Source organism: Enterococcus lemanii (genome assembly GCF_016909125.1).
Classification (GTDB): Bacteria; Bacillota; Bacilli; order Lactobacillales; family Enterococcaceae; genus Enterococcus_I; species Enterococcus_I lemanii.
In genome coordinates this window covers 46,162-52,485 of the sequence record NZ_JAFBFD010000018.1, presented here as the reverse complement: position 1 = coordinate 52,485, position 6,324 = coordinate 46,162, and the positions used below count along the sequence as shown (strand labels likewise).

Below are 6,324 nucleotides of genomic sequence, written 5' to 3'. Positions count from 1 at the left end.
AGTCGTCAAAAGACAGAAACTTTTAGACCAAAACATTTCTTTCCAAAGAGATTGTTTTACTCTTGGAAAGTCTCGTTTTATCAATCGGGAACTAGCGCTTTTATAAGCATTGATAAACTTTGTCAATTCTGTTTTTGGTTGTGCTTTGAACAAAATATGAATATGGTCTTTCTCGTGATTCCACTCAACGAGCGTGATACGATAGGGCTCTGCGATTCGTTCAAAAGTTATTTTAGCAAATTCAGATATTTCCTCATCAATCACTTGTCTACGGTATTTAGTTACTAGTACAAGATGATAATAGAGAAGAAATACTGAATGATTGTTAGTGTCTAATTCCATTGTTTTATCAACTCATTTCTTATATAGACTGATTGTAACACAGAACGAAACAAAAAGAAAATCAGTCTTATATGTATATGTCGGTATGAGGGTTATCCACAATAACCCTCATACCGAACAGCATTCATCACCCACCTATAGAGGATGGGCGACTTCTGCCTAGTTAAGTTAAACCAATTTGCTGCGGTAAAATCACAGTTTTCTAAGGTGAGGTGTTGCCAATTTATTTCAAAAAAATCACTTTGAATAAAAGATGATTGAGTGAGTGCGGCCACTTTAAAACTAGCATAACTAAAACTTGAAAAATCAGCCAAACACGCTTCAAATTGGCAGTCAACAAAGACGCTTTCGGCAAAGTTTGTGCCAATTAATTTACAATTTTTAAATAAAACACGATGAAATGAAGCACCAATCATTTCGGTATTTGAGAAATCACAATGATCAAAAATGGTATCGGCAACTTCAAAATTGCGCATCGTCAAATTACTCAAAGTACATTTATTTAGCTGTGTTTGTTCAAATGCAATGAATCGCGTCTCATAAGAGCGACAGTCGAGTTGTTCAATCAAGCATTTTGCATAAATTTCGTCATCAATTAACGTTGTAAACTTTCTTAATGGCAAAAAATCAGGTATTTTGGGAGAAAGTGGTTTTTTAATGGTTTTTTCTTCAAAAGATCACTCCTTATCTCATAGAGTTTATCAAAAAAAGGGTTAAGAAAATAGAGTAAAGGAAGAGAAAAAAAGTCGATTTGTTGAAGGATAGTAAAAACCCATGAAATCCGTAAAAGTAGATTTCATGGGAAGTTAAATTAATTTAGTTAGAGCTTTCCTCAACTTCAAATTGATTGGTCAATTCACGTAAACCATCTGAAATGGTTCTTAACTCGCCAACGTGTCCAATAAATTCTTCCATTGTTGCTAACACTTCTTCAGCGTTGGCAGAAACTTCTTGTGTTCCAGCTGCATTTTCCTCTGTTGAAGCAGAAATAGTTTCTAAATTTTCTAAAACGACTTGTTGAATCGTCACAATTTCTTGTGTTGCCTCTTGGATCGTTGTGACCCCTTCGATTAACTCATTGCTACGTTTAAAAACTTGGCCCGAAGCTGAAATAGCCCGTTCAATAAGGCGTGATTGTTTTTCACCACCTGCTAAAGAATCAGTCGTTTGTTGTACCATTTGAGTCGATTGCCCTTGAATTCGTGCGATAATCGCTTCAATTTCTTGAGTTGACGTTTTACTTTGTTCGGCAAGTTGACGAATTTCAGCTGCTACGACTGCAAAACCTTTTCCTGATTCACCAGCACGAGCCGCTTCAATTGACGCATTTAAGGCGAGTAGGTTTGTTTGGTAAGATATATCATTAATTACGTTAATAATTTTATTAATATCTTGAATATTTGTATTCATACCATTCATACCTGTTACTAAGTGTTCCATTTGGCCTAATTCATTTTGCCAATTTTGACTGACTTCATCCATGATTGTCATACTCTGTTGGTTGATTTCAATCGATTCTTGTGATTTTTCATTCATTGTTTCAACATTTGATTGTAAGTGGTTAATCACATCTGAAAGTTCTTGAACACGTTCGACACTTTGCCCAGTTTCACTTGCTTGTGTTCCAGTCACTTCGGCAATGCCATTAATTGTTTCAGCGACTTCTTCAGTGGCTGTATTTGTTTGTTTTGATAAGTCAAAAAGTGAATCAGCCATCGTTGCTACATGCACACTTTCACCTTTCACTCGTGAAATCAAAGCGCCGACAGAATCAATCATTTGGTTATATTTATCAATGAGGCGATGAATTTCTGAGCCATTTGGATCCGGGTAAATATAAGATTCTACCAGGTTCTTCAGAGTCTTTTTCGACTTTTCAGGGCGTTTAATATGTTCTAATTTTCCTTCACTGATTTTATCGAATTTTTCGATGAACGTGAAGAGGATTGCTTTAATCATTGTGACAAAGATAAGAGCCGCTAAGATAACTAAAACCATCATAATAACCAACACAATTAGCGAAGTTACAATTAGGGATTGGCTTTCTTTTTTGTATTCATTTTCATCGATGTTTATTAAAATCCAAAGATTACTATCGAGACTAGATTTGTCGTAAAATAAACGTTTTAATTTTCCGTCATTAACTTCAATTCGTCCACTAATCGCGTCACTTGCTTGGACTTTTGCAAAACTTGGATACAAATCGGCTATTTGTTTTCCAATAAATTCTGTGTTTGAAGCACTAACAATGATTCCTTTATCAGAAGTAAGGTAAATATTACCGGTTCGCCCAACGGATAAATGACGAAGCATATTTGTGACGTTTTGATAAGAAATATCAACCATTAAAACGCCCCACTCGCCTTGCTTGTTCTCGAACGCTTTAGCAAAAGTGTTAACATAACCGGCCCCACTTGCTGCTAAGTAAGGTTCTGTCCGGATAATCGTCTCCTTATTTTCCATGGCCATCTTATACCACTCACGCGTTGTTGGGTCATAGTCTTCTCCTGGAGAATTCAAAGCAACAAATTCACCGTCGTCTTTTGTAAAGACAATTTGCGTTGTATTTGTATCACCAATACTAGACCACTGAACAAGGTACTCAATTTCGTACATATCAAAAGAATCTTGCATATCAGGCAAGGCAATTAAATCATTAATTTTTTGATCAGCCGCTTCAAAAATCGACTGCTTTACTTCGATGACAGACTTTGAGACCGTTTCTTGAGTTAGTTGATTTCGTTCAATTAATAGTTTTGTTGAAGAGTTAATCGAAGCAAATAATAAAGTAACAATTGGAAGTAATGCACTAATGATTAAAATAAAACCAACAGTATGTGCAAAACTTCTCTCTTTTTTTCTTTTTTCTTTTTGAGGTATTTTTGTAGCCATAATGCCATCCTTTCATTAAATAACGAGATATACTTATCTTATCGGATGAAGGTCAAAAAGATTCAATAAAAATGAAAAAATCTTAATTTAATTATCGGGAATGATTTATTGCGATTCACATTTTGCTTATTAAAATTGTAGTTTTAATGGAAAATACGTAATCGAAGGGTTGGGTGACATACAAAGGGAGAGGGACTGTTTTTTTTAATTGTTTTCGCGGAGTGCTGCGTATGGAGTAAGTTCGCACGCACGTTTGCTGGTTAAGAGAAAAAATTAGGGGGGAGTTTTGATATAAGAACTGAGCGAAAATAAACATACAAGAGCTATTTGCTGCAAAAAATCAGCACATCCTCAAATGATTACAACTTTAAGAAAAAGTGAGTTTTATGCTATTATAAACGTAAGAAAAATCGAATTAAAAGGAATGGTGGGGTATGAAAATGAATAAAATAAAAGAGAAAGGCTTCTTCATTTTACTAGCAGGTGTACTTAGCGGTTTTCTTATGCCTTACGTTTTAGGAGTTTTTTAGCCAAAGTTTAATCTTTTTCGCTCAGTCATTAGTTTACTAGGAGATGTGAGCAGTCCTGTTCAGCAAGCTTTTTTAGTTTGGTCAGTTGTTACAGGAACATTCTATTTATTCTCTCTTCCAGCTGTCTATCAAGAGATTTGTAAAACATCGGTCAAATTGGCGCGCATCGTCGCCAGTTTAATTGCCGCTTATGCTTTAGGGGAAGAAATTTTTTCAGGAATCTTTCGTTTAGACACACAACAACCAACTTGGAATTTTTCTTCTTGGATGCATAATATCGGTTCTGCCATTGGTTTTTCTGGTTTTATGGTTTTACCCTATTTCATTTATCGTTATTATGAAAAAAAGAAGATAAAAAATGGGCACGTCGCTATTTTTGGTTAATGCTTATTAATTTCTTAGTGATTGGTTTTTATTTCGTTTCGCGTATGATTACAATGTTTCAATTTGCCCCGTTTCACGCTGACGGTTTCTTCCAACGTTTGAGCTATTTTTTTAACTATTTACCAGTAGGAATTTTTGCGCTAAACCATCTGAAAAATCAAAAACAGGACGATTTTATGCCAAAATAAGGCGAAATTTTTACTAAGTAGCAAGATTCACAAAATCATGCTATAGTTAGATAGTAAAGAAACGGTGGAGCGCAAGTTATTACTTCATCTAAACCCGACAAGGATACGCCCACTTCAATCGTGTGCAAACGATAAGTGGGTGAGGAATGGTCGTCAGCTACGAACGTATCTGAAATGCCTTTTTCTAACATAAAGTATTTAATTTCACTAGGATATATATAGTATAATAACATTAGTGAAAGGTGGTGAGGTGAATGTCTACCGTTACGGCAAAAATACAAGTTTACGTTTCGAGTCTCCAAGCGGAAAATCTAAAGGCCACAACGGACGCTTACCGTGAGGCGTGCAATTGGCTGTCGAAACATATTTTTGAGACAAAAGACCTGAATCAAGCAAGTTTAAACAAGCGCTATTACGCTGATTTGCGACGTCTATTTGAGCTGAAAAGCCAGATGGCACAATCGGTAATGAAAACCGTTATCGCGCGTTATAAATCAGCGCAATCGAACGGACACAACTGGTCTTTCATTGTGTTTAAGCTTCCTGAATACGACCTCGTTTGGAATCGAGATTATTCTCTGACGCAAAATCAATTTAGCGTAAACACGTTAGCGGGTCGCCTTAAATTGAATTACGAACGTACCGCCATGAAAAAATACTTTAATGGGACGTGGAAATTCGGCACGGCGAAATTAGTGTACAAATATCAAAAATGGTTTTTGCACATACCGATGACAAAAGAGTTTCCAGAACTGAACGACACCGATGTCAAGAATATTGTTGGTATTGATTTAGGTATTAATTTTCTAGCGACGACGTATGACAGTCAAGGAAAGACCACGTTCTACAATGGTAACGTTGTTAAACATAAACGCGGACAATTTAAAGCCGTTCGTAAACAATTACAATTGCGTCAAACACCTTCTGCTCGTAAAAAATTAAAACAAATCGGTTCAAGAGAAAACCGTTATGTCGCTGATGTGAACCATCAGATTACAAAGGCACTCGTTGATAAATACCCGAAAGGGACGCTGTTTGTTTTAGAAGATTTAACGGGTGTTCGTTCGGCGACTGAAAAAGTACGCGTGAAAAACCGCTATGTTTCTGTCTCCTGGGCGTTCTACCAATTCCGTCAATGTTTGGAATATAAAGCAAAACTGAACGGACAAAAGGTAATTGCGGTCGATCCTAGATACACGTCTCAAACGTGTCCGAAATGTGGACATATTGAAAAAGCAAATCGCAATAAAAAACGACACCTGTTTAAGTGTAAGAACTGCCAGTACGAATCAAATGACGACCGTATTGCAGCGATGAACTTACACCGCAAAGGAATTGAACATATCGGTGTTGTTACCACAAGAGTATAACTCTTGTGGTAGGGGCGAAGTCAACCGTCCTTATATTCCACCATACGAAGGTAGGAGGTCTAAACAACCGTTCGCACTACTGGGTAGGAATAAGTGTAATGGTTATCTGTAAGGGCAGAAACCCTGTCGAATTTAGACAGACACAAGCCCCCCACTTCAAACGGTTACGTTAAGTGGTGGGTCGTTGACTGATTCCCCGTTAAGAAGAAAGGAGAAAAATACATGTCGAATTTACCAAATTGTCCAGAATGTCAATCAACTTATACTTATGAGGATCGTGGGTTACTTGTTTGTCCAGAATGTGGCCATGAATGGACGGCCGGCGAAGAAGCAGCTGTGGAAGAAACGGGTTTAATCGTAAAAGATGTGAATGGTAATCTTTTAAGTGATGGGGATACGATTACAATTGTGAAGGATTTAAAAGTTAAAGGGGCACAGTCGGCTCTAAAACAAGGAACGACAGTGAAAAATATTCGTCTAGTTGAAGGCGATCACAATATCGATTGTCGAATTGATGGTTTTGGTCCAATGAAACTAAAATCAGAATTTGTGAAAAAGATTTAAGGAAATAAATCAAGAAAAAACCGAAATGATTGCAGAAGTCTTTTTCAGCAATCA

At 36.6% G+C, this 6,324-nt stretch carries 5 protein-coding genes and 1 pseudogene; 3 read left to right on the top strand and 3 right to left on the bottom strand.

The genetic code is table 11. The features are described from left to right. From tnpA to JOD14_RS06620, 3 genes are all read right to left on the bottom strand, one after another. Positions 1-342 (bottom strand): IS200/IS605 family transposase (tnpA, locus tag JOD14_RS06630; protein ID WP_204654054.1); only part of this gene is annotated, 342 nt, incomplete at its 3' end. Between the two features lie 92 nt (positions 343-434). Further along, positions 435-965, bottom strand: a complete 531-nt coding sequence (locus JOD14_RS06625; protein ID WP_204654053.1) for a pentapeptide repeat-containing protein — start codon at positions 963-965, stop codon at positions 435-437. A gap of 193 nt (positions 966-1,158) precedes the next feature. After that, entirely contained in the window at positions 1,159-3,234 is a 2,076-nt protein-coding gene (locus JOD14_RS06620; RefSeq protein ID WP_204654052.1) for a methyl-accepting chemotaxis protein, read from the bottom strand. Between the two features lie 542 nt (positions 3,235-3,776). Between JOD14_RS06620 and JOD14_RS06615 the strand changes: the two are divergent. The 3 genes and pseudogenes from JOD14_RS06615 to JOD14_RS06605 all read left to right on the top strand — a co-directional run. Continuing rightward, a pseudogene (locus tag JOD14_RS06615) lies at positions 3,777-4,148 on the top strand (DUF998 domain-containing protein); the annotation flags it as partial. A gap of 442 nt (positions 4,149-4,590) precedes the next feature. Continuing rightward, positions 4,591-5,706 (top strand): RNA-guided endonuclease InsQ/TnpB family protein, encoded by a 1,116-nt coding sequence (locus JOD14_RS06610; RefSeq protein WP_204654050.1) that lies wholly within the window; start codon positions 4,591-4,593, stop codon positions 5,704-5,706. Positions 5,707-5,928: 222 nt separating this feature from the next. Then, a complete protein-coding gene (locus tag JOD14_RS06605) occupies positions 5,929-6,270 on the top strand; it encodes a zinc ribbon domain-containing protein YjdM (RefSeq protein WP_204654049.1) in 342 nt (113 codons plus the stop codon). Positions 6,271-6,324 lie beyond the last annotated feature (54 nt).